Origin of the sequence: Actinoallomurus spadix (assembly GCF_024055725.1) — a bacterium.
Lineage (GTDB): Bacteria > Actinomycetota > Actinomycetes > Streptosporangiales > Streptosporangiaceae > Actinoallomurus > Actinoallomurus spadix.
Map to the genome: position 1 here is coordinate 19,440 of NZ_JAMXMX010000031.1, position 19,168 is coordinate 38,607.

Sequence of the window (19,168 nt, forward strand, 5' to 3'; positions counted from 1 at the left end):
TGTCCCGCGCCGTTCTGTGAGAACGCTGTGAGAACCCTGTGACAGGGAACTCTCAGAACGCGCACACGGCACCGGAAGAGCGGGCTGTTGTGCTGACCGCATGGACCGATTCTCCCGATTCGTGTTGCGGCACAAGCTCGCCGTGACACTGGTCTGGCTCGCCCTCACGGTCGCGGGCGTGCTCGCGACCTCACAGATCGGCGGCCGGCTCACCGCGCAGAACGCCATGCCGGGCCGGCCCTCATACGAGGCGAACGCGGCCATCGCGCGGACATACGGCACCGGTGTGCGCGACCCGCTGGTGCCGGTGATCACCCTGCCCGCGGGGCGCACCGTCGACTCGTCCGGCGTCCGCGCCGAGCTCGGCCGGGCCTTCGCCGCGGCCGCCGCGGCCGTGCACGGACGCGCAGTCTCCTACGCCGACACCGGTGACCGCCGCCTCGTCGGCCGCGACGCCCGCACGACCTTCGGCCTCGTCTACGGACCGGCCCGGCAGAGCGGCATGATGGGCGGGCCGGACCTGTCCGCGTCCGTCACGGCGGCGATGCGCGCGGCGCTGCCCGACGGCGCGACGCTGCGCGTCACCGGGATGCAGCCGCTGCGGTCCGGCGGCGGCGGATCGGGCGGCGGCCCCAGCGTCCTGTCCGAGACACTGATCGGCGGACTCGGCGCGCTGGCCGTGCTGGCGTTCGTCTTCGGCTCCCTGCTGGCCCTCGTCCCGCTGCTGATCGCGGCCTGCTCGATCCTCACGTCATTCCTCGTGGTGTACGGGCTCACGACGTTCACCGACGTCAGCGTGATCGTCCAGTTCATCGTCGCGCTGATCGGCCTCGGCGTGGCGATCGACTACTCGCTGCTGCTGGTCACCCGGTGGCGCGAGGAGCGGACCGCCGGGCACCGGGGCGACGAGGCGGTGCGCCGCGCGATGGCCACCGCCGGCCGCGCGATCGTCTTCAGCGGCATGGCGGTCGCCATCGGCCTCGTCGCGATGGTCGTCCTCCCGGTCCCGTTCCTGCGCAGCGTCGGCTACGGCGGCATCATCATCCCGATCGTCAGCGTCGTCGCCGTCCTCACCCTGCTCCCGGTGCTGCTGGCGAGGTTCGGATCGGGGATCGACCGGCCCCGGCTGCGCAGGGGCGGCGGCGCCGGGCGCGGCTGGTCCGCCTGGGCGCGGGGCGTCGTTCGGTTCCGGTGGGCCGCGGTCGCCGCCTCCGGTGCCCTCCTCGTCGCGTTCGCCGTCGCCGCCCTGGGCCTGCACCTGGGCGACCCGGAGAGCGACGCCCTCGCCTCCTCCGGGCCCGCGTACGAGGGCCGGGCCGCCCTGGTCCACTCCGGCGTGCCGACCGGCGTCTTCACCCCGATCGACGTCATCGTGCCCCGGGGCGGCGACCCGGCGGCGACGGCCGCGCGCCTGACCCGGCTGCCCGGCGTCGTCGCCGCGATCGCCCCGGACACGGCCGCCTGGCGGCGCGACGGCACGGCGCTCATCGCGGTGCTGCCCGCCGCCGAGGGAGGCTCCACCGTGGGCAAGGACACGGTCCGGCGGGTCCGCGCCGCCGTGCCCGCCGGGGTCGGAGTCGGCGGCTCCGGAGCCGTCGGCGTCGACTTCGCCGAGGCCGTGTACGGGGCGTTCCCACTGATGCTGACGTTGATCGCGCTGGCGACGTTCGTGCTGCTCGCCCGGGCGTTCCGCTCGCTGCTGCTGCCCCTGAAGGCGGTCCTGCTGAACCTGCTGTCACTGGCCGCGATCCTCGGCGCCATGGTCCTGGTCTGGCAGGAGGGCTACGGGTCCAAGCCGATCTGGGGGATCGCCGCCACCGGCTCGATCACGGAGTTCGTCCCCGTGATGGTCTTCGCGTTCCTGTACGGGCTGTCCATGGACTACGAGGTCTTCATCCTCGCCCGGATGCGCGAGGAGTACGACCGGACCGGATCGACGCGGACCGCCGTCATCGAGGGCATCGGCCGCACCGGCCGGCTGGTCACGAGCGCGGCGCTGATCCTGTTCCTGGCGTTCGCCTCGCTGGCCTCCGCGCCGATCACGGACGTGAAGGTCTTCGCGACCGGACTCGGCCTCGGCGTGCTCCTGGACGCGACGATCATCCGCGCGCTCCTGGTGCCCGCCCTCGTGTCGCTGTTCGGCCGCTGGAACTGGTGGCTGCCCGGCTGGGCCGCCCGGGCCCTGCGGGTCCGCCCCGCCCCGCTGCCGCCCGAGCCCGCCCGGGAGCCGGTCCCCGCCGGCCGCCCGTGACCCGGACCCGCGTGATTCACTCCTGCCGGTGATCGGACGACTCCGGGGCCGCGAGGGCCCCGGAGTCAGGCGGGTCGGCGAATCCATCGAATCACCGGCCGATCCGCGCGTTCGACGGCCGTGTCCGGTGGGAGGGCCGGTGACGTACGCGGGACCGATGGGGGATACGACACGACCGATCGGACATGTCTGGGTAGGGCCACCGCAATGACCCATGGCCCGTAGACTGCCCGGGTGTCGCTTACCCGGATCACGCTCTCCCGCGTCCCCGCGCCACTGCGCCCGCTGCTGGTCAAGCACCGTGAGCTGGTGAAGTTCGCCTTCACCGGCGGTGTCTGCTTCCTGCTGACCGCCGGAGTCAACTACGGGCTCAAGTTCACGGTCATGCGGACGAAGCCGGTCACGGCGCTCACGATCGCGATCATCGTCGCGACGATCGCGTCGTACCTGCTGAACAGCGGCTGGTCCTTCCGGGCCCGGGGCGGCCGCCGGCGTCACGTCGAGGCGGTGCTGTTCTTCGTCGTGAGCGCCCTGGGCATCGTCGTCAACGACATCCCGCTCTACCTGGCGCGCTACGCGTTCGACCTGCAGTACCCGAACGTCAGCCATGTCGCCCAGGAGGTCTCCGACTTCCTCAGCGGCATGATCATCGGCACTCTGCTCGGGATGGCCTTCCGCTGGTGGGCCATGAAGAAGTGGGTCTTCCCGCACGAGAAGACGGCGGGTCTCGCCTCGGCGGCGAGCGTCGCGCCGGTCGCCGCCCCCGCCGACGAGGAGTCCGAGCTCGTCGCCTGAGGTCAGACGGGCTGGACCTCCACCGGAACGCCGTTGAGCACGGCGTTGCCGGACAGCGGGTCGAGGGCGAGCGGGTCGGTCACGGCGTTGACGTTGACCCCGGGATGCGCGGCGGCGACGGACATTCGGGTGCCGGGCCGCCCGTGACCCCATCCGTGCGGGAGGCTGACGACCCCGGGCATGACCTCGTCGGTGACCTCCACCTCGGTCTCGACCGTGCCGCCGGCGCCCGTCACCTTCGCCGTTCCCTTGTCCGTGAGCGCGAGGCGGCGGGCGTCCTCGGGGTTGACCTGCAGCGTGCAGCGGTTCGAGCCGCGGACCAGGCCCGGCAGGTTGTGCAGCCAGCTGTTGTTGGAGCGCAGGTGACGGCGGCCGATGAGGACCAGGCCGGTACGCCGCCGGGCGAGGCCGTCGCGGAGCCGCACGGTGTCCTCGGCGAGCGGCGGCGGGCACAGCTCGACCCGGCCGGACGGAGTCCGCAGCACCTCGGGCAGCCGGGGCCGCAGCGGGCCGAGGTCGACGCCGTGCGGGGCGTCCCGCAGCACGGCGAGGGACAGGCCGCCCGGCACCGCGCCGAATCCGTCGCCGTACGCGCCGAGGCGCAGCATGAGGTCGAGCCGGCGCAGCGCGGGGGTCTCTCCGGTGAGCAGCGGCAGCAGCTCCGCCGGGTCCCGGCCGTGGACGGGGGAGGAGGGGTCGGCGATCGCCTTGCCGAGCAGATGGGCGATGATCGGCTCGTCCACGCCGGCGTCCCGCCACGACTCGTCCTGCCCGGTGGCGTCCTGCCCCGACCCGTCCTGCCCGGACACGATGCCGATGAGGCGGGCCAGGATCGCGCACTCGTCGAGTTCGCCGTCGCGGAGCGGGAGCGCGGGCGGGGAGTAGCGCGCGGTGTTGCGCACCGCCAGGTCCCCGAACGCGATGTCGTAGTGCGGTGACCGGCTCGGCGGCGGCGGCGGGAGGATCACGTGGGCGTGCCGCGTCGTCTCGTTGAGGTACGGGTCGACGCTGACCATGAAGTCCAGCTCGCCGAGCGCGTCGCCGAGGCGTTCACCGCCGGGCAGGGACAGCACCGGATTGCCGGCCACCGTGATCAGGGCGCGCACCTGACCTTCGCCGGGCGTGAGGATCTCGTCGGCCAGGGTGGTGGCGGGCAGTTCGCCGCGCACCTCGGGCAGCCCGCGGACGCGGCTGTGCCAGCGGCCGGTCCGGAACCCGCGCCCGCTGCCCGTACCCGGCCGGCGGTGCGGGGCCAGGGGGAACATCGCGCCGCCGGGCCGGTCCAGGTTGCCGGTCAGGACGTTGACGACGTCGACCAGCCAGTTGGTGAGCGTGCCGAACTCGGCGGTGCAGGTGCCGATGCGGGCGTACACGGCGGCGCTCGGGGCGGCGGCCAGCTCGCGGGCGAGCCGCCGGATCTCCTCGGCGGGGACGCCGCAGGCGCCGGTGACGTCCTCGGGGGCGAAGTCGCGGCTCAGCCGTTCCACGTCGGCGACGCCGTCGACGCCGGGCGTGTCGGCGACGAGGCCCTCGGTGAAGAGGGTGTGCACGACGCCGAAGAACAGGTACGCGTCGGCGCCCGGGCGGATCGGCAGGTGCCGGTCGGCGAGGCGCGCGGTCCGGGTGCGGCGCGGGTCGACGACGACGAGGGTGCCGCCGCGCCGGCGCAGCGCCTTCAGCTTGCCGGGGAAGTCGGCGGCGGTGCACAGGCTGCCGTTGGAATCCACCGGGTTGGCGCCGAGCATCAGCAGGTACGACGTGCGGTCCAGGTCCGGCACGGGGATGGCCATGGGGTCGCCGAACAGCAGGCCGCCGGCGACGTGCTTGGGCATCTGGTCGACGGTGCTGGCGGAGTAGAGGTTCGTGCCGCCGAGGGCCCGGGCCAGCGGACCGGCGTACAGGCCGCCCGCGAGGGTGTGGACGTTCGGGTTGCCGAGGTACAGGGCGAGCGCCTGCCGGCCGTGGCGCCCGGTGACCGCGCCGAGGCTGCGGCGGACCGCCGCGAACGCCTCGTCCCAGCCCGCTTCGCGCCAGTCGTCGCCGTCGCGGATCAGAGGGGAGCGCAGCCGGTCGGGGTCGTCCTCGAGCTCGCCGATGGTGGCGCCCTTAGGGCAGATGAAGCCGTGGCTGAAGACGTCGGCGTGGTCGCCCCGGGCGCCGGTGATCCGGCCGTCGGTGATCGTCAGCTCGAGGCCGCAGGTGGCCTCGCACAGGGGGCAGATCCGGTACGCGGTCGTCTCGGACATCGGCCCTCCGCAGCGCTGGGTCGTTTCCTGCGACCTTAGGCCCGCCGAACAGAAATTGGAACCCGATTCGGTTTGGCGGACCGGACCGCGGGAACCCAGGGCTGCGGGGTGGCGGAACGGCGACGGGCGCCGGCGGACCCGCGGAGGCGGGTTCACCGGCGCCCGTACGCGCGTGTCAGCGGGCGAAGACCTGGAGGTCGGCCGCCCGGACCTGCCCGGAGTAGGGGCTCGCGGTGGCGCAGTCGGTCGGGACGTTCGGGTCGGTCGTCTGCTGTCCCGCGTAGTCCGGGCCGCCGGTGCACTGCGAGGCGGTGACCTCGAGGCGCAGGTGCGTGGCGGTGGTGCGCGGGATGGTGAAGGACCGCAGGGTCAGGTCGGGCGCGACCGGGCGGGGCCGGACGGACGGGAAGGCGTCCTTCGCGCTCGTGAAGACGGTGCGGTAGTCGGCCGCGTTCGAGCAGTCGGCCGTGGCGGAGGCGGTGCAGGCCAGGACCTTGAACGAGCGCAGCGCGGTGAACCGGTTCTGGGAGCCGGTGTCGCCGCCCGCGTCCTTGGGGTCGGCCGGCCGCAGCAGCGCGCTGACCTGGATCCGCCGCACCTGCTGCGGCGTGCCGCCGGCGAGCCGTACGGTGACCCCCCGGCCCGCCACCGGGGTGCCGGCCGCGGCGAGCGAGGCCCACGTGGTGCCCTCGTCGTCGTCGATGAGGGCGCCGAGGTCGACGCCGTCCCCGGTCGCGGTGGCGCCGTTCGCGGCGGAGGCGAGGTTGCGCGGCAGCCGGACCCGTACGGTGTGGTGGGAGCCCGCCGTGACCCGCGCGGTCTTCCGGGCCAGGCCGTGCCCGGGCGCCTGGGCGACGATGCGGTACCGGCCCGCCACGATGGCCGCGGTGTCCGTGCGGTCGGTGTCGGTGTCGGTGTCGGCGATCGGGACCGCGCGGCCCTGGTAGTCGCCCACGAAGAAGCGGGCGCCCGGCACCGGCCTGCCCGTCTCGTCGACGGCCTCGAACCGGACGGTGGCGTTCTTCGCGCTCGGCGAGGCGAAGCTCGGGGTCGCGTCCGCGTCGGCGTTCGTGTTGCTGGCCGCGCCGTCGCCCATGCCGCGCGCGGCGAAGGCGTTCCACAGCAGGGCCTGGTTCGCGCCGCCGAACCGCATCCGGTCGGCCGTGAGCATCGCGTCACGTGCGTCGAGCATGGTCACGTCACCGCGGGCCATCAGCAGCCACGCGTCGAAGACGAGCTGGACCCAGCGGCGGTCGCCGGGGCAGGAGGCGACGGGGGTGCGTCCCTCCGCGCAGGACCTGCGCAGGGCGGCGGTTCCCTTTCCGTAGCGGTCGAGGAACGCCTGCCGGATGTCGTAGTTGACGGCGTTCCAGATCTCGCCGTCGGCGTGGACCTCCGGGCCGGTCAGGTCGAATCCGAGGTCGCTGTAGTTGAGCGGGTTCTTCGCCAGGTCGTAGTCGCGGATGCCCCGGACCTTGTTGCCGGTGACGTACTGGCCGGTGACGGACTCCTTCTGGCCGGCGGGCACGAGGCCGTTCGCGGCGAGGTACTCCATCGAGACCAGGTCGGACCAGGACTCGCCCATCGCGCCGGCCTGGTAGCCGGTGAGCCGGTTGTCTGGCCCGGCCACCATCCGGTTGGAGATCGCGTGGGTGTACTCGTGGCCGATGACCGACATGTCGTAGTCACCGTCGACGCAGGGGGAGTAGAAGGAGCCGGCGATCGCCTGCCACAGGTACATGTTCGTCGTCGGCGCGCTCCCGTCGGGCGGCGTGGCCTGGTTGGCGTTGTCCCGGATCAGGCTGGTGGCGACCCGTGCCCCGGACTGGGCGTTGCCGTGCTCGGGGTCGCCGCCGAGGCCGCCCTTGCCGAAGTCGTCGTCCTGCAGGTTCCAGGCGTTCTCGGTGAAGCCGAGGTTGTAGGAGAAGTCGTGCATGCGGTTGTGCATCGCGAGGAGGTTCGCGTCGGCCGCGTCGATGTCATTGCGCCCCGGGCTGTCGAAGACGCCGGGCGAGCACTTCTCGGCGTACCACTGGTTGGTCCAGGGGTAGGTGTACCGCCGGTCCGGGCGGGGGGTGGCGAAGCCGTTCAGGTTGAAACCCGTGCCGGTGGCGTTGTTCCACGCCTCGGCGGCCCACTCGTTGTTGCCGCGCGTCGTCTGCGTGGAGGTGGTCGCGCTCACGCCGGGGTCGACGTCCCAGGCGAGCGGGGAAGCGGGGTTCGCGACGACACGGTCGCAGCCGGCCGCCTTCGTGCGGCACCACGTCTCGCGGGTGTCCTTCGTGCGGTAGTCGGCCGGCGGGTTCGCCGGGAACGCCTTCCACCGCGGGTCGTCGGTCTCGTCGTCCACGTTGTCCTGGCGGATGAGGACCTCGCCGGTACGGGCGTCGACGTAGCTGGTGTAGGACCGCACCCCGTCGGGCGCGTCGTCGTTGAGGGACACCTCGTAGGCCGCCCGCGCGCCGCCGGCCGGCATCGGCACCGCGACGAGCTTGACGCTCTGCGTGCCCTTCAGCCCGCCGGCCGCGTACCGGCGCCAGCCGCCGGCGGTGTCCCGGGCGGTCACGGTTCCGGCGTCGAGGCGCACGTCGCGGGCGGCGGCGCGTACCGCGTCCGTCTCGGTGAGCGTCGCGGGCTCCGGCGCCGGGGCGTCCGGCGCGAGCGACGAGCTCACCTGGTAGATCTTGCCGCCGGCGACACCGACGACCGCGAGGCCGTCGTGGCCGGCCGGCAGGCCGCCGAACCGCTGGCGGAACAGCACGGCGGCGCCGGTGCCGATCGGGTTCGTCGCCACGACATCGAGGGAGCCGACCGCCTGCTGGGACAGGCCGAGCAGGTCGCGGTGCTGCGTGAGGTAGGTCCGCGCGGCCGTCACCGGGTCGGCGGGCAGGCCGGTAGCCAGGGCCGTGGTCCCCTCGGGTACCAGGCCGGCGGGCGTGCCCAGCCGGTTCCAGCGGGCGGCGACACGCTTCCGCAGGGCCAGGTCGCGCTGCGTGCCCGACGGGGCGCGGCCTCCCGGGCGGGCGTCGCGGTCGCCCGCTCCGTGGTGTTCCGTCTGGATGCGCGGCCCGGGTGAGCCCGCGGCGGCCGGCCGGGCGGCGGCGACCGCGCCCTCTCCGAGCGCGAACAGCGCTCCTACCGACATCACCGCGATCAGCCGATTGGCCCTTGCGTGTCTGCGCCAGTTGCGCACGGCACACCGCCTTTGGGGTGTTTGGGGCAATTGCGGCGTGAGCCTAAAGCGCCAGTAAAAGTCGAGTCAATGAAATGAAAGGCACGATCCAGCAACGCTTGTGATTACTCGCAGTAAGGGCGTCATCTGCCCTGATGTCAGGGGGTGACGAGGCGATGGGGCCGGTGCGGCGCAACGCGAGACGGTGGGCGTCCCGCTCTTGTGGCGGCATCCACCAGGATCTACGGTTTTCCCGAGTCCTGACCAAGATCCTCTCCGGGATGACACATGCTGTCAGTGATCGCCGAGGCCCCCTCGCGGGACGCGGCACGCGCCCGTCTCCTGCTCGTCGAGGACGACGACGAGCTCAGCGAGATGCTGCTCCGGCTGTTCACCGAAGAGGGGTACTCGGTCGACGTGGCACGCGACGGCCAGCGAGGCCTGCACCTGGGCCTGAGCCGGTCGTACGACGCGATGATCATCGATCGGGGGCTGCCCGCGATCGACGGCCTGGACCTGCTGGCCCGCCTGCGCCGCCGCGCGGTCGCCACCCCGGTCCTCATGCTCACCGCGCTCGGCGCCGTCGCCGACCGGGTGGCCGGCCTGGACGCGGGCGCCGAGGACTACCTGGTCAAGCCGTTCGAGGTCGACGAACTGCTGGCACGGATCCGCGCCCTGCGCCGCCGCCACCGCGACAGCGCGCAGGTCCTGCCGCTGGGCGCCGGCCGGTTCGACCTCGCGACCAGGGTCGTGACCCTTCCGGACGGCGCGCAGGTGACCCTGTCGGGCCGCGAGTACGAGCTGCTGCGCGTGCTCACGAGCCGCCCCGACCAGGTGCACACGCGCGCCGCGCTGCGCGAGCGCGTCTTCGACGCCGCGCCGGCGGAGTCCATCGTCGACACCTACGTGTACTACCTGCGCACCAAGCTCGGCCGGACGGTCGTCCGCACCGTACGCGGCGTCGGCTACCGGGCGGGCGAACTGTGACCCCACGGCCGGGCGGGGACCCGTGACCCTGCGACCGGGTGAGGGCCGTGACCGTACGACCGGGGGAGGACCCGTGACCGTACGACCGGGGAGGGCCGTGGCCGCACGCCCGGGCGAGGCGCCGTGAGAGCCGCGGACCTGGAACGGCGGCTGCTGGTCCGCGCCCGCGCCGTCATCACCGCGCAGGTGGCCGGGGCGGTGACCCTCGTGGTGGCCCTCGTCGGGATGCTGGTCTACTGCGTGACGATCGAGGGCCAGGAGTCCTCCGCGCGGCGCGACCTGGCCCTCGCGGTCGACCGGGCCGACATCGCCCACCCCCCGCCCTGCGTCTGGCTGTTCGAACTGCGCGGGAACGCCCTCACCACCTCGCCCGGCGCGCCCACGGCCCTGCCCGTGCGCTCGGTGCTGCGCCGCGTCGCGGCCGACCACCGCACCAGGGCCGGGCGGGTCACGGTGGGCGGCCGGTCCTATGCCGTACGGACGGCCGTCCGCGGCGGCGTGGTCCGGCAGGCGGCCATCGACCTGCGCTACCAGATGGAGGAGCGCCGCCGGCTGTACGGCGCGCTGGCCGCGGCCGAGGCGGCCGGGCTGCTGGCGGCGCTCTTCGTCGGCCAGCTGCTCTCCCGCCGGGCGATCGCGCCGCTGGGCGAGGTCCTCGCGCGCCAGCGCCGGTTCGTCGCCGACGCGAGCCATGAGCTGCGGACGCCGCTGACCCAGCTGCACACGCGCGCGCAGCTGCTGCAGCGGCGGTTGCGTCCCGGCGGCGACCCGTGCGATCTGGCGGCCGACCTCGGGCGCATGGTCACCGGCACCCGCCGGCTCGGCGAGGTGATCGACGACCTGCTCCTGTCGGCGCAGCTCCGGCAGAACCGGCGGCCGTTCGGCACCGTGGACCTCGAAACCCTCGCCGACGACCTGGCCGCCGCCGAGAGCGCCCGCGCCGAGACGCGGGAGGCGACCGTCGAGGTCCGGGGCCGGGGTCCGGGACCGTACGCCGTCCGGGGCGTCGAACCCGCGCTGCGGCGCGTCGTCACCTCGCTGATCGACAACGCCTTCGGTCACATCGCCCCCGGCGGGCACATCACGGTGACGCTCACCCGGAACGACGGCATGGTCGAGCTGGAGGTCCGCGACGACGGCGTCGGCCTCGATCCGCGGGACGCCGAGCGGCTGTTCACCCGGTTCGCCCGCGGGGAGCACGGGACCGGGCGCAGGTTCGGTCTCGGGCTGGCCCTCGTCCGCGAGATCGTCGACGGCCACGGCGGCACGATCGAGGTGGACGGGCGGCCCGGCGCCGGCGCGGCCTTCACGGTCCGGCTGCCCGCCGCAGCCCGGACCGCCGACGCCGAGGCCGGACCCCGGGCCACCCGCCCCGAGACCGGACCCTGGCCCCACCCCGAGGCCGAGGCCCGGCACGCTCACGCGGAGCACGCCGACCTCACCCCGTCTCCGCCTCCACCAGTGGCCGCCCCGCGGTCTCCATTCCGGTGAGCCACAGCACGAGCGCCGCCGCGCCGACGGGCACCGCGACCAGGAGCGCCATCGTGGGAAGCTCGGGCGCCGAGGTCAGCAGGAGCGGGCCGAGCATGCCGCCGATCTTGCCCGCCGCCGCGGCGAGGCCGCTGCCGCCCGCGCGCAGGGCGGTCGGATAGACCTCGGTGGAGTACGGCGACAGCAGCGCGATCATGCCGCCGGCCCCGGCCAGCAGCGTGATCAGCAGGACGAGGAGGAGCGCCCGGCCCCGGCTCGCGTCCACGCCGAGCACCGGGAACAGCACGAGCACCCCGCCGGTGATCGCGGCGTAGCAGAACATCGTCCGGCGGCTGCCCCACCGCCCGTACAGGTAGGCGGCCAGGGCGGTGTTCGGCACCGCGAACAGCGAGGAGAAGAACAGCAGCCCGCCCGCCGAGTGCTTGCCGCCGGCACCCAGGAACGTCGGCAGGAACGTGATGAAACCCCAGTTCACGATGCCCCAGCCCAGGCCGTACAGGGTGATGGTGGCGGTGCGCCGGCGGAACGGCGGCACCACGAGCGCGCGGATCCGGGACCGGAACGAGGACCACGCGGGCGGCGTCACCGGCGCGGCGGCGGAGGCGCGGGTCGTGATCCCGTACCGCGCCATCACCCGCGACGCCTCCTGCTCCCGGCCCACCGACAGCAGGAACCGCGGCGACTCGGGGATCCAGCGGCTCAGCAGGAGCAGCAGCGCGCCGGTCGGCGCGCCGAGCACCCATAGGATCCGCCAGCTGAAATGCGGGACCAGCAGGGCGGACGCGCCGCTGGCCACGAGGTACCCCAGCGCCGCGCCCAGCCCGCTCTGCAGCACGATGAGCCCGCCGCGCCGCCGGGCCGGGATCGACTCGGCCATCAGCGAGTACACGGTCGGCAGCATGCCGCCCGCCGACGCGCCCATGAAGAAGCACATGACGAGGTTCCAGCCGAGGTCGGGCATGAAACCGCAGATCGAGGTGGCGATGTAGATGATCGAGGACAGCAGGATCGTCGACCGGCGGCCGAAGACGTCGGCGAGGAACCCCCACAGCACGGAGCCGGTGACGGTCCCCGTGATGGCCACGAAGGGCAGCGACGCCGCCTCCCGCGTGCTGATCCCGTACTCCTTCGCCATGCCGGGCACCACGAAGCCGAGCGAGGCCGGCTTCATCGTGTCGACGACCAGGCCGACCGTGAGCACGGCCACGAGCAGCCAGTGCGCGCGCGTCAGCGGCGCCTCGTCCAGCGCGGCGTACGGCACGGCCGAGGCGCCCCGCGCCCGGGCGGCCCGTTCCTCCCGGCCGGGCAGCAGCGCCCAGGTGCACAGGGCGAGGCCGAGCACGATGAGCGTCATGCCGAGCGACATCGTCCGGCCCATCGGCATCCCGGCCATCATGTAGTGGTCGTGCCGCATCATCACGTAGTCGGGGACGTGCATCAGCACGCCGGCCGTGACCAGCAGCGCGCCGATCCAGAAACCGTGGCGTTTCACCGTGTCCTCCCGGTGACGGGGCAGGCCGGGCCGGCCTCCGCGAAGTGGCGTTCGCACAGCCGTTCCCGGCGGGCGTCCCAGACCATGAAGGCGCCGAGGACGAGCTGGACGAGGCTGCGCCAGAGGTCCTCCCAGCGATCCCGGACCCGCATGGCCGCCAGCCGCGCCGCCCGCCGTCCGCCCGGGACGGCCGCGTCGCGGGGGAGCAGCAGGCAGGGGCCGCGGTTCGGCACGGACCGGGTGTGCGCGGCGGAGGTCCGCAGCGCGAACCGCCGGACGACCTCGCGGGCCGCGACCCGCATCGTGATCGGGGTCAGGCGCCAGGCGGGGCAGGGCCGGTTCGCGGCGATCCCGAACGGGATGAAGTCGGCGTCCCGCGCCGACAGCGTCTCCCAGCGCTCGGGGCGGAACTCGTCGCCGTCCTCGAACCGGGCGCGGTGGAAGTCCGGATACGAGAACAGGAGCACCGAGCCCGCCGGGATCGTCGTGCGGTCGTCGACCTGGATCTCGCCCGAGGTGACGCGGTGCGCGATACCGAACAGCGGGTACAGCCGCAGCGTCTCGTCGATCACCCGCTGGACGTACCGGTCGTCGGCGTCGCGCAGCCGTTCCTGCACGTCCGGATGGGACGCCAGCACCATGAGCAGGTGCGTCATGGCCTCCGACGTCTGCACGACCGCGGTGTTGAAGAAGGTGCCCTGCAGGTACAGCGCCCGTTCGCGGGCCGACAGGCCCGCCGGCAGCGGGTGGCGCACGTCGGCGAGGCGGCGTTCCAGGTAGTCGGTCAGCCGCGCCCGCCGGTCCATGTGCCGCAGCCCGCAGCACTTCAGCGCGGTCACCACGTCGTCGGCGTTGGCGACGATGAGGTCGCGCGCCTCCGGCGGGCACGGCTCGCCGAACACCAGCTCGTAGTAGAACTCCGCCCAGATCGGCATCACCAGGTCCCGGAGCCGTACGGTCGTCATGCGGTCGATCCCGCGCAGCCCCCGCTCGGCGCACCGGGCCGTGAGCTCCTCCGCCCGCGCGGTCGGCATGGCCAGGTACGCGCGCGTCGTCCGGGCGACCTCGTCGTAGAGCGGCCCGGGTTCGAGGTGTTCCTGGTGGATGTGCGGGCCGGGCGCCAGCCAGTACCAGAACAGGTCGGACAGGGCCGCGCCTCTGCTGCGGCCGTCCGCCGCCGGATGGGCGTATACCTGCTTGAACCGGGACACGTCCACCAGCGGGCCGGGAACGGGGACGCCCTCGTCGCCGTTGACGCGGGCGAAGATCCACACGCGGAGCGCGACGATGCGGCCGGGCAGCCAGTACGGCAGGCCGAGCAGGACGAGGGCCGCGACGGCCAGGACGATGATCAGCATCGGACGTACGTCCTGTCGAGGTCCCGGACCGACGCGCAGCCGCACTGGACGAGGGCGTCGTCGACCTCGTCGCGGATCCGCTCCAGCACGCCCTTGACGCCCTGCTCGCCCTCGGCGGCCAGGCCCCAGACGACCGGGCGGCCGATCGCCACGGCGCTCGCGCCGAGGGCGAGGGCCTTCAGCACGTCGGTGCCGCGCCGGATCCCGCCGTCCATCAGCACGGGCAGGCCGCCCGCGGCGTCCACGACCTCCGGGAGGACGTCGATCGTCGCGGGCACCGTGTCGAGCTGGCGGCCGCCGTGGTTGGACACGATGAGGCCCGCGACGCCGGCGCCGGCGGCGAGCCGGGCGTCCTCGGCGCGCAGGACGCCCTTGAGGACGATCGGCAGTTCGGTGACGTCCCGCAGCCAGGCGATGTGCTCCCAGGAGATCTCCGGGGACATCGCGATCTGCCGGACGTGCCCGGGAGAGTCGCCGATCCGGAGGTTCTCGCAGTACAGGCCGTCGGGCAGGTCGTGGAATCCGTTGCGGCCGTCGCGTTCGCGCCGGCCCAGGGCGGGGGAGTCGACGGTGACGACCAGGGCCCGGCAGCCCGCCGCCTCCGCCCGCCGGACGATCGCCTCGGTGAAGGCGAGGTCGGGTTGGACGTACAGCTGGAACCACAGCTTCGCGTCGGGCGCCTCGGCCGCGATGTCCTCCACCGCCACGGTCGCGGCCATGCTCACGATCATGATCGTGTCGGCGGCGGCCACCGCCCGTACGGTGGCGCGCTCCCCGTCGGGCGCGGCGAGCCGGTGGAAGGCGGTCGGCGCGACCAGCACCGGCATGGACGCGCCGGTGCCGAGCAGGGTCACGCCGAGCTCGCGCCGCGCGCCGCCGCGAAGGATACGGGGGAGGAGCGCGAGGCGGGCCAGCGACGCCTCGTTCGCGCGCAGCGTGACCTCGTCGCCCGCGCCGCCCGCGAAGTAGTCGTAGTGCACGGGGTCGAGGCGCTCGCGCGCCACCGCCTCGTACTCGCGCAGGGTCCGCACCGGTCGTCCCTCAGGCCGGCACGGTCGCGTTCTGGGCGGCGAAGAACGCCCGCAGCGGCGCGCGGTGCGTGTCCGGTGAGTCCCACTCGTTCTCGAGGTTCTCGGTGATGTGGTGGGTGGCGACGAGTTCCCCGCCCCGGTAGTGCCGCACGATCGGGTGGAGGTAGTGACCCTCGTCCGCCCGGCCGGCGTCGCTCTGTGAGATGCGGCGGACCGAGATGTCGAACGGGTCGTGCTTGTCGTGGTCCGGGCCGTAGTCCAGCGTGATCCGATAGTGGTCGGGCAGGTCGACGTGGTCGAACGGCATCTCCTCCAGGTACCGCGCGTCGTTCCCGTCGATGGCGATCACGTCGGCGAGGAAGCCGAACTGCTGCCACAGCGCCGACGTGCGGTTGACGCGTTCGAGCACCGCGTCGGCGAGCGCGTCGGGAGTGTTCGGCAGGGCCCGGTGCGGCCACTCCACGTCCTCGTACCTGCTCTCCAGGATCCGGTGCAGGGCGCGCACGCTGTACCGGAAGCCGTGGATGAACCCGCTCGTCCCCTTCTTGAAGTCACGGGACTGGGTGATGGTCCCGGCGAAGTACAGGTCGGGGACGTTCACCGACTCCCACGCCGTCGTCAGGGAGGGGAACCGGTCGCGGATGATCAGCTCGGGCCGGCACGTCTCGTCGAAGATGGAGGCGTCGAAGCGGAAGCCGGTGCACACGATCACCCGGTCGTACGGCACGTCCTTGGTGACCTCGTCCGCGCGGGCGAAGCTCACGGTGACGAGGTAACCGCCGTCGTCCCGCCGCTCGATGTTCTTGACGGTCCCGTCGAGGATCGCGTTCTGCGCCTTCAGCTGGTAGCTGTCGAGGAAGTTGTTGTTGACCGCGCGCAGGTGCCCGACGAAGTGCGTCTGCCACGCCAGCCGTACGGAGTGCGGCCCCGCGACGTGGATCACCGCGGCCTTCTCGATCAGGTTGTCCGCGGTCTCGAACGCCGAGTTGCCCTTGCCGAGGATCAGCACCCGCTGGTCGGTGAAGTCCGCCGGGTCCACCGACACGTCCGTGTACAGCTCCGCCGTCTCGATGCCGGGGATCGGCGGGACGTACGGCTGCGAGGGCCCGGTCGCCGCGATCACCCGCCGGGCCCGGTGCACGTCCCCGTTCGCGGTGCGCACGCCGAAGCCCTCGTCGTCGCGGGTGACGTGGACGACCCGGCTGTCGCAGGCGATCCGCAGCTTCGTCGCCTCGGCGAAGTCGCTCAGGTAGCGCACCATCTCGTCGGCGGGCGGGAAGTACCGCTCGCTGTAGCGGGTGAACAGCAGTTCCGGGTCGTCGGACAGGAGCGAGTTCCAGTCCATCCGCAGGTTCAGCTCCGGGTCGGTCCACCCGGTGTGCACCTTGTTGTTGGAGATCAGCATCCGGTGCCGGGGGAATGTCCTGAAGAAGTGGCCGGGAGTCGGCCCGGCCTCGAGGATCAGGTAGTCGCGGCCCGCCTTCTCCAGCAGGTATCCGAGCTGCAGCCCGGCAGGTCCCGCTCCGATAACCAGGTAGTCCTTCACCGCGTCACCTCAGTCGTTCGATCAGGGGTCGGACGCGGCAAGCATGGGCTCGCGAATCTCAAAACTTCTTCAGAGGCGGCCCGGCCGTGTCCGCTCCCGGCCATCGGGAAACCGAAGGCGTCGCGCGGAGCGTCCTCCCGGTATGCGGGTCAGGACGCTCGTCATGGGCCTCACGCTCGCGGCGACCGGCTGCGGCGTGGGCCCGAACTGCGCCGCGATCCTCCGGGCCTCGGCCGTCGTCTTCATCGTCGAGGGGGATCGGCCGGCGGAGGCCGGCGGCACGGTGACCGTGTGGGCATGCGTCGGCGACGTGTGCCGGACGTTCTTCGACCTGCCCGCGACCGGCGACCTCAGGGTGCTCGTGGCGAACCCGCGCCTGACGAGACCCGTCACCGTGCCCGTCGCCCTGCGCGTCTACCGCTCCGGGAACCGCCTGGTCTTCGCCGGCACCCGCCGGGTCCGTCTCCGGCGGGATTCGCCCCACCCGGGCCTCTGTGACACCGGCATCTACACGGCGACGCTCGTGGCGTCGAGATCCGGCGGCCTCCGGATCGCGCCGACACCGCAGCCACCGACCCCCGGCCTGGTCACTCCGGCCCCGAGCCGGCGGCGCCATGGGACTCCCGGGCGGCGATGAGCGGGCCGATCACCCGCGTGCCTTGGCCGACGCCCCCGCCCGGCCCGGGGAGCTGGGTCGTGTTGTGCACGGTGAGCGGCTCGCCGCAGTGCGCGCAGGCGGGTACCGCATGGGTGTCGTGTCCGCAGTCGAGATGGTGGATGCGAGCCGGTGGTCCGGCGGGCTCGGCGTACCAGCGGTCGCCCCAGTTCATCAGGGCGAGCAGCACGGGGTACAGCTCCTCCCCCTTCCTCGTCGCACGGTAGTCGTCGCGCGGCGGGTGCTCCTGGTAACGATCGCGGACGAGGACCCCCTCCTCGACGAGGCGGCGCTGAGCGAGTGCGGCTTCGACGTCACCGCCGTCGACCCGTCACCCACCGCGACCGCCCTGGCACGGGAGAGGAGCGGCGCCGGCCGTGTTCTCTACGAGACGGCCGCGGCCGAGGACCTCGGACACGAGGACGGGGCGTTCGACCTCGCCTATTACGCGGACACGTTCGAGGTGACATCCGACCTCGACCGCGTCGTCGAGCAGGCCGCACGCGTCCTGCGGCCCGGCGGAGTGCTGTGCTACGACACCGTGACCCGGACGGTGCCGTCACGGATCGTCTATCTCGGCGCCTTCCAGGGCATCCCGCAGACCCGCATCATGCCCCGTGGCCGATACGCCGCCGCACGCCTGCGCCCACCCGCCGAACTGGCCCGCGTGTTCGAGCGTCACCACCTGCGCAACGAGGACGTCTGCGGTTTCAAACCGGCACGCCCGCGCGACCTGGTGACCGCGGTACTCGCCCGTCGGCGCGGCCGCATCACCGACGATGACATCGCCGCCGCGTGCCCGTTCGTGCTGGACCCGGACCACCGCCCCGCCGTCACCTACCTCGGGCACGCCCGCAAGCGGTGAGCCGGCGGACGCCCATGCGCCTCACTGTCACGAACCGGTCATGCCACGTAATTGCCAATGGGTGATCTTGAGGGTAAAGGTGGCGTCATGTCGCGTCACATGCACTTCGTTGGAAGCCTGCCGCCGGACGTGTGCGGTACCCCTCGCCAGGCCATGGAGTGGATCACCGGCCGGGTCGGCGGCCACCGGCTGACCGCGCTGCCCTGCGACCTCGACCCCGACTGGATCGTCGCCTACCTGCGGAACATCGCCGCGCGGCCGGCGTTCGAGATGAAGCGGCCCGGCGAGTACACCGGTTACGAGGACATGCGCCGGTACGGCGTCCGGCGCGGCCACGAGCTCCAGCCCGCGGACGTGTCTATGGACCGAGAGGACGCGCTACGCGAGATGCTGGAGGCGTTCCGCGCGCTGCGCGCCGAACGCCCCGAGCTCGCGGACGTCCGCCTGCAGCTCAGCCTGCCGAACCCGCTCGACCTCGCGATCTTCGTGTTCGAGGGCCGGCCGTGGCTGGCGCTGCGGTACCTGCCGGTGTTCACCCGGGCGCTCGTCGAAGAGGTGACCGCCTTCGCCCCCGTCGGAGGCCGGGACGTCGTCTGGCAGTTGGAGACACCGTCCGTCCTGGTGGGCATGGACATGGCGAAACGGCTCCCGGGCGGCCGGTCCCTCGCCGCGCGGCTGCTCGCCCGCCAGGTCGCCGGCCTGCTCACCCGCCTCCCCGCCGAGACGGACGTGATCCTGCACCTGTGCTACGGCAACCTCGGCAACACCGAACTCGTCGCACCCCGCGACCTCGGGCCGGCCGTGACGTACCTCAATCACCTGGCTCCCGCGCTCCGCCGCCACGGCCTGCGGCCTGGGACGCCACACCACCGAGCAGGCCGCGAAGGCGGTCGAGGCGATGGCCGCAGCGGCCGACGCGGTCTCGCGCTGACCTGAGACCGGGCGCCGTCCCGTCAGGACGGCGCCCGGGCCAGCAGGTCCTCCATCACCGCCAGCTGCTCATCCGGGTGCGTCCGCATCGCCCACAGCACGTGCGCCGCGCCCAGCGCCCATACCCGGCCCAGGTTGAGCGGCGTCCGCCTCTCGCGCGGCTTGGCGGTGACGAGAATTGGCTGGACCGCACATCGAACTGGACGCGACCCACGCGATCGACGGCCGGCATATCAGGGCCGTCGCCTTCCAGGCGTGCGCCTGGAGTGCGTCCGGCGCGTCCTGGGCGGGGCCGGTGCCGGCGGCAGAGCGCTCGTCGTCGAGGTAACGCTATGTCGCCTCCTGTCGG

General features: G+C 73.2%; 14 protein-coding genes. 7 read left to right on the forward strand and 7 right to left on the reverse strand.

Annotation, left to right across the window (positions count from 1 at the left end; genetic code table 11):
* The first annotated feature begins 100 nt into the window (after positions 1–100).
* Both NE235_RS32340 and NE235_RS32345 read left to right on the forward strand, forming a co-directional pair.
* Positions 101–2,251, forward strand: coding sequence for an MMPL family transporter (locus NE235_RS32340; RefSeq protein WP_252809744.1), 2,151 nt, complete (start codon positions 101–103; stop codon positions 2,249–2,251).
* Between the two features lie 234 nt (positions 2,252–2,485).
* Positions 2,486–3,046 (forward strand): GtrA family protein, encoded by a 561-nt coding sequence (locus tag NE235_RS32345; RefSeq protein WP_252809746.1) that lies wholly within the window; start codon positions 2,486–2,488, stop codon positions 3,044–3,046.
* Between the two features lie 2 nt (positions 3,047–3,048).
* Here NE235_RS32345 and NE235_RS32350 read toward each other — a convergent pair whose 3' ends face one another.
* Together NE235_RS32350 and NE235_RS32355 are read right to left on the reverse strand one after the other, a co-directional pair.
* Entirely contained in the window at positions 3,049–5,292 is a 2,244-nt protein-coding gene (locus tag NE235_RS32350) for a molybdopterin oxidoreductase family protein (protein ID WP_252809748.1), read from the reverse strand.
* 175 nt (positions 5,293–5,467) lie between these two features.
* Positions 5,468–8,437: a M36 family metallopeptidase gene (locus NE235_RS32355; protein WP_252809751.1), complete on the reverse strand. Its 2,970-nt coding sequence runs from the start codon at positions 8,435–8,437 to the stop codon at positions 5,468–5,470.
* Positions 8,438–8,752: 315 nt separating this feature from the next.
* Here NE235_RS32355 and NE235_RS32360 point away from each other — a divergent pair, with 315 nt between their 5' ends.
* Positions 8,753–9,451, forward strand: coding sequence for a response regulator transcription factor (locus tag NE235_RS32360; RefSeq protein ID WP_252809753.1), 699 nt, complete (start codon positions 8,753–8,755; stop codon positions 9,449–9,451).
* A 123-nt stretch (positions 9,452–9,574) separates the two neighbouring features.
* Positions 9,575–10,942, forward strand: a complete 1,368-nt coding sequence (locus NE235_RS32365; RefSeq protein WP_308206185.1) for a sensor histidine kinase — start codon at positions 9,575–9,577, stop codon at positions 10,940–10,942.
* Here the strand turns inward: NE235_RS32365 and NE235_RS32370 are convergent.
* The 4 genes from NE235_RS32370 to NE235_RS32385 are packed head-to-tail and all read right to left on the reverse strand — an operon-like array spanning position 10,890 to position 16,369.
* A complete protein-coding gene (locus NE235_RS32370) occupies positions 10,890–12,434 on the reverse strand; it encodes an MFS transporter (RefSeq protein ID WP_252809755.1) in 1,545 nt (514 codons plus the stop codon). The genes NE235_RS32365 and NE235_RS32370 overlap by 53 nt on opposite strands.
* Entirely contained in the window at positions 12,431–13,792 is a 1,362-nt protein-coding gene (locus tag NE235_RS32375) for a cytochrome P450 (RefSeq protein WP_252809764.1), read from the reverse strand. The genes NE235_RS32370 and NE235_RS32375 overlap by 4 nt, the downstream gene beginning before the upstream one ends.
* Complete coding sequence (locus NE235_RS32380; protein WP_252809766.1) at positions 13,786–14,823, reverse strand: alpha-hydroxy acid oxidase; 1,038 nt, start codon at positions 14,821–14,823, stop codon at positions 13,786–13,788. The genes NE235_RS32375 and NE235_RS32380 overlap by 7 nt, the downstream gene beginning before the upstream one ends.
* A gap of 10 nt (positions 14,824–14,833) precedes the next feature.
* Positions 14,834–16,369, reverse strand: a complete 1,536-nt coding sequence (locus NE235_RS32385) for an NAD(P)-binding domain-containing protein (protein WP_252809768.1) — start codon at positions 16,367–16,369, stop codon at positions 14,834–14,836.
* Positions 16,370–16,532: 163 nt separating this feature from the next.
* On the opposite strand from NE235_RS32385, the gene NE235_RS32390 reads away from it, so the two are divergent.
* Positions 16,533–17,006, forward strand: coding sequence for a hypothetical protein (locus NE235_RS32390; protein ID WP_252809770.1), 474 nt, complete (start codon positions 16,533–16,535; stop codon positions 17,004–17,006).
* Here NE235_RS32390 and NE235_RS32395 read toward each other — a convergent pair.
* Entirely contained in the window at positions 16,957–17,214 is a 258-nt protein-coding gene (locus tag NE235_RS32395; protein WP_252809772.1) for a hypothetical protein, read from the reverse strand. The two genes, NE235_RS32390 and NE235_RS32395, sit on opposite strands and share 50 nt — an antisense overlap.
* 51 nt (positions 17,215–17,265) lie before the next feature.
* Between NE235_RS32395 and NE235_RS32400 the strand changes: the two genes are divergently transcribed.
* Both NE235_RS32400 and NE235_RS32405 read left to right on the forward strand, forming a co-directional pair.
* Complete coding sequence (locus NE235_RS32400; protein WP_252809775.1) at positions 17,266–17,889, forward strand: class I SAM-dependent methyltransferase; 624 nt, start codon at positions 17,266–17,268, stop codon at positions 17,887–17,889.
* Positions 17,890–17,976: 87 nt separating this feature from the next.
* Positions 17,977–18,825 (forward strand): hypothetical protein, encoded by an 849-nt coding sequence (locus NE235_RS32405; protein WP_252809777.1) that lies wholly within the window; start codon positions 17,977–17,979, stop codon positions 18,823–18,825.
* The last annotated feature ends 343 nt before the right edge of the window (positions 18,826–19,168 follow it).

Bases quoted from the DNA above. Each gene is read 5' to 3' on its own strand.
- NE235_RS32340 (WP_252809744.1), top strand. From the start codon at position 101: ATGGACCGATTCTCCCGATTCGTGTTGCGGCACAAGCTCGCCGTGACA.
- NE235_RS32355 (WP_252809751.1), bottom strand. From the start codon at position 8,437: ATGTCGGTAGGAGCGCTGTTCGCGCTCGGAGAGGGCGCGGTCGCCGCC.
- NE235_RS32350 (WP_252809748.1), bottom strand. From the start codon at position 5,292: ATGTCCGAGACGACCGCGTACCGGATCTGCCCCCTGTGCGAGGCCACC.
- NE235_RS32360 (WP_252809753.1), top strand. From the start codon at position 8,753: ATGCTGTCAGTGATCGCCGAGGCCCCCTCGCGGGACGCGGCACGCGCC.
- NE235_RS32390 (WP_252809770.1), top strand. From the start codon at position 16,533: ATGGGCCTCACGCTCGCGGCGACCGGCTGCGGCGTGGGCCCGAACTGC.
- NE235_RS32375 (WP_252809764.1), bottom strand. From the start codon at position 13,792: ATGCTGATCATCGTCCTGGCCGTCGCGGCCCTCGTCCTGCTCGGCCTG.
- NE235_RS32405 (WP_252809777.1), top strand. From the start codon at position 17,977: ATGTCGCGTCACATGCACTTCGTTGGAAGCCTGCCGCCGGACGTGTGC.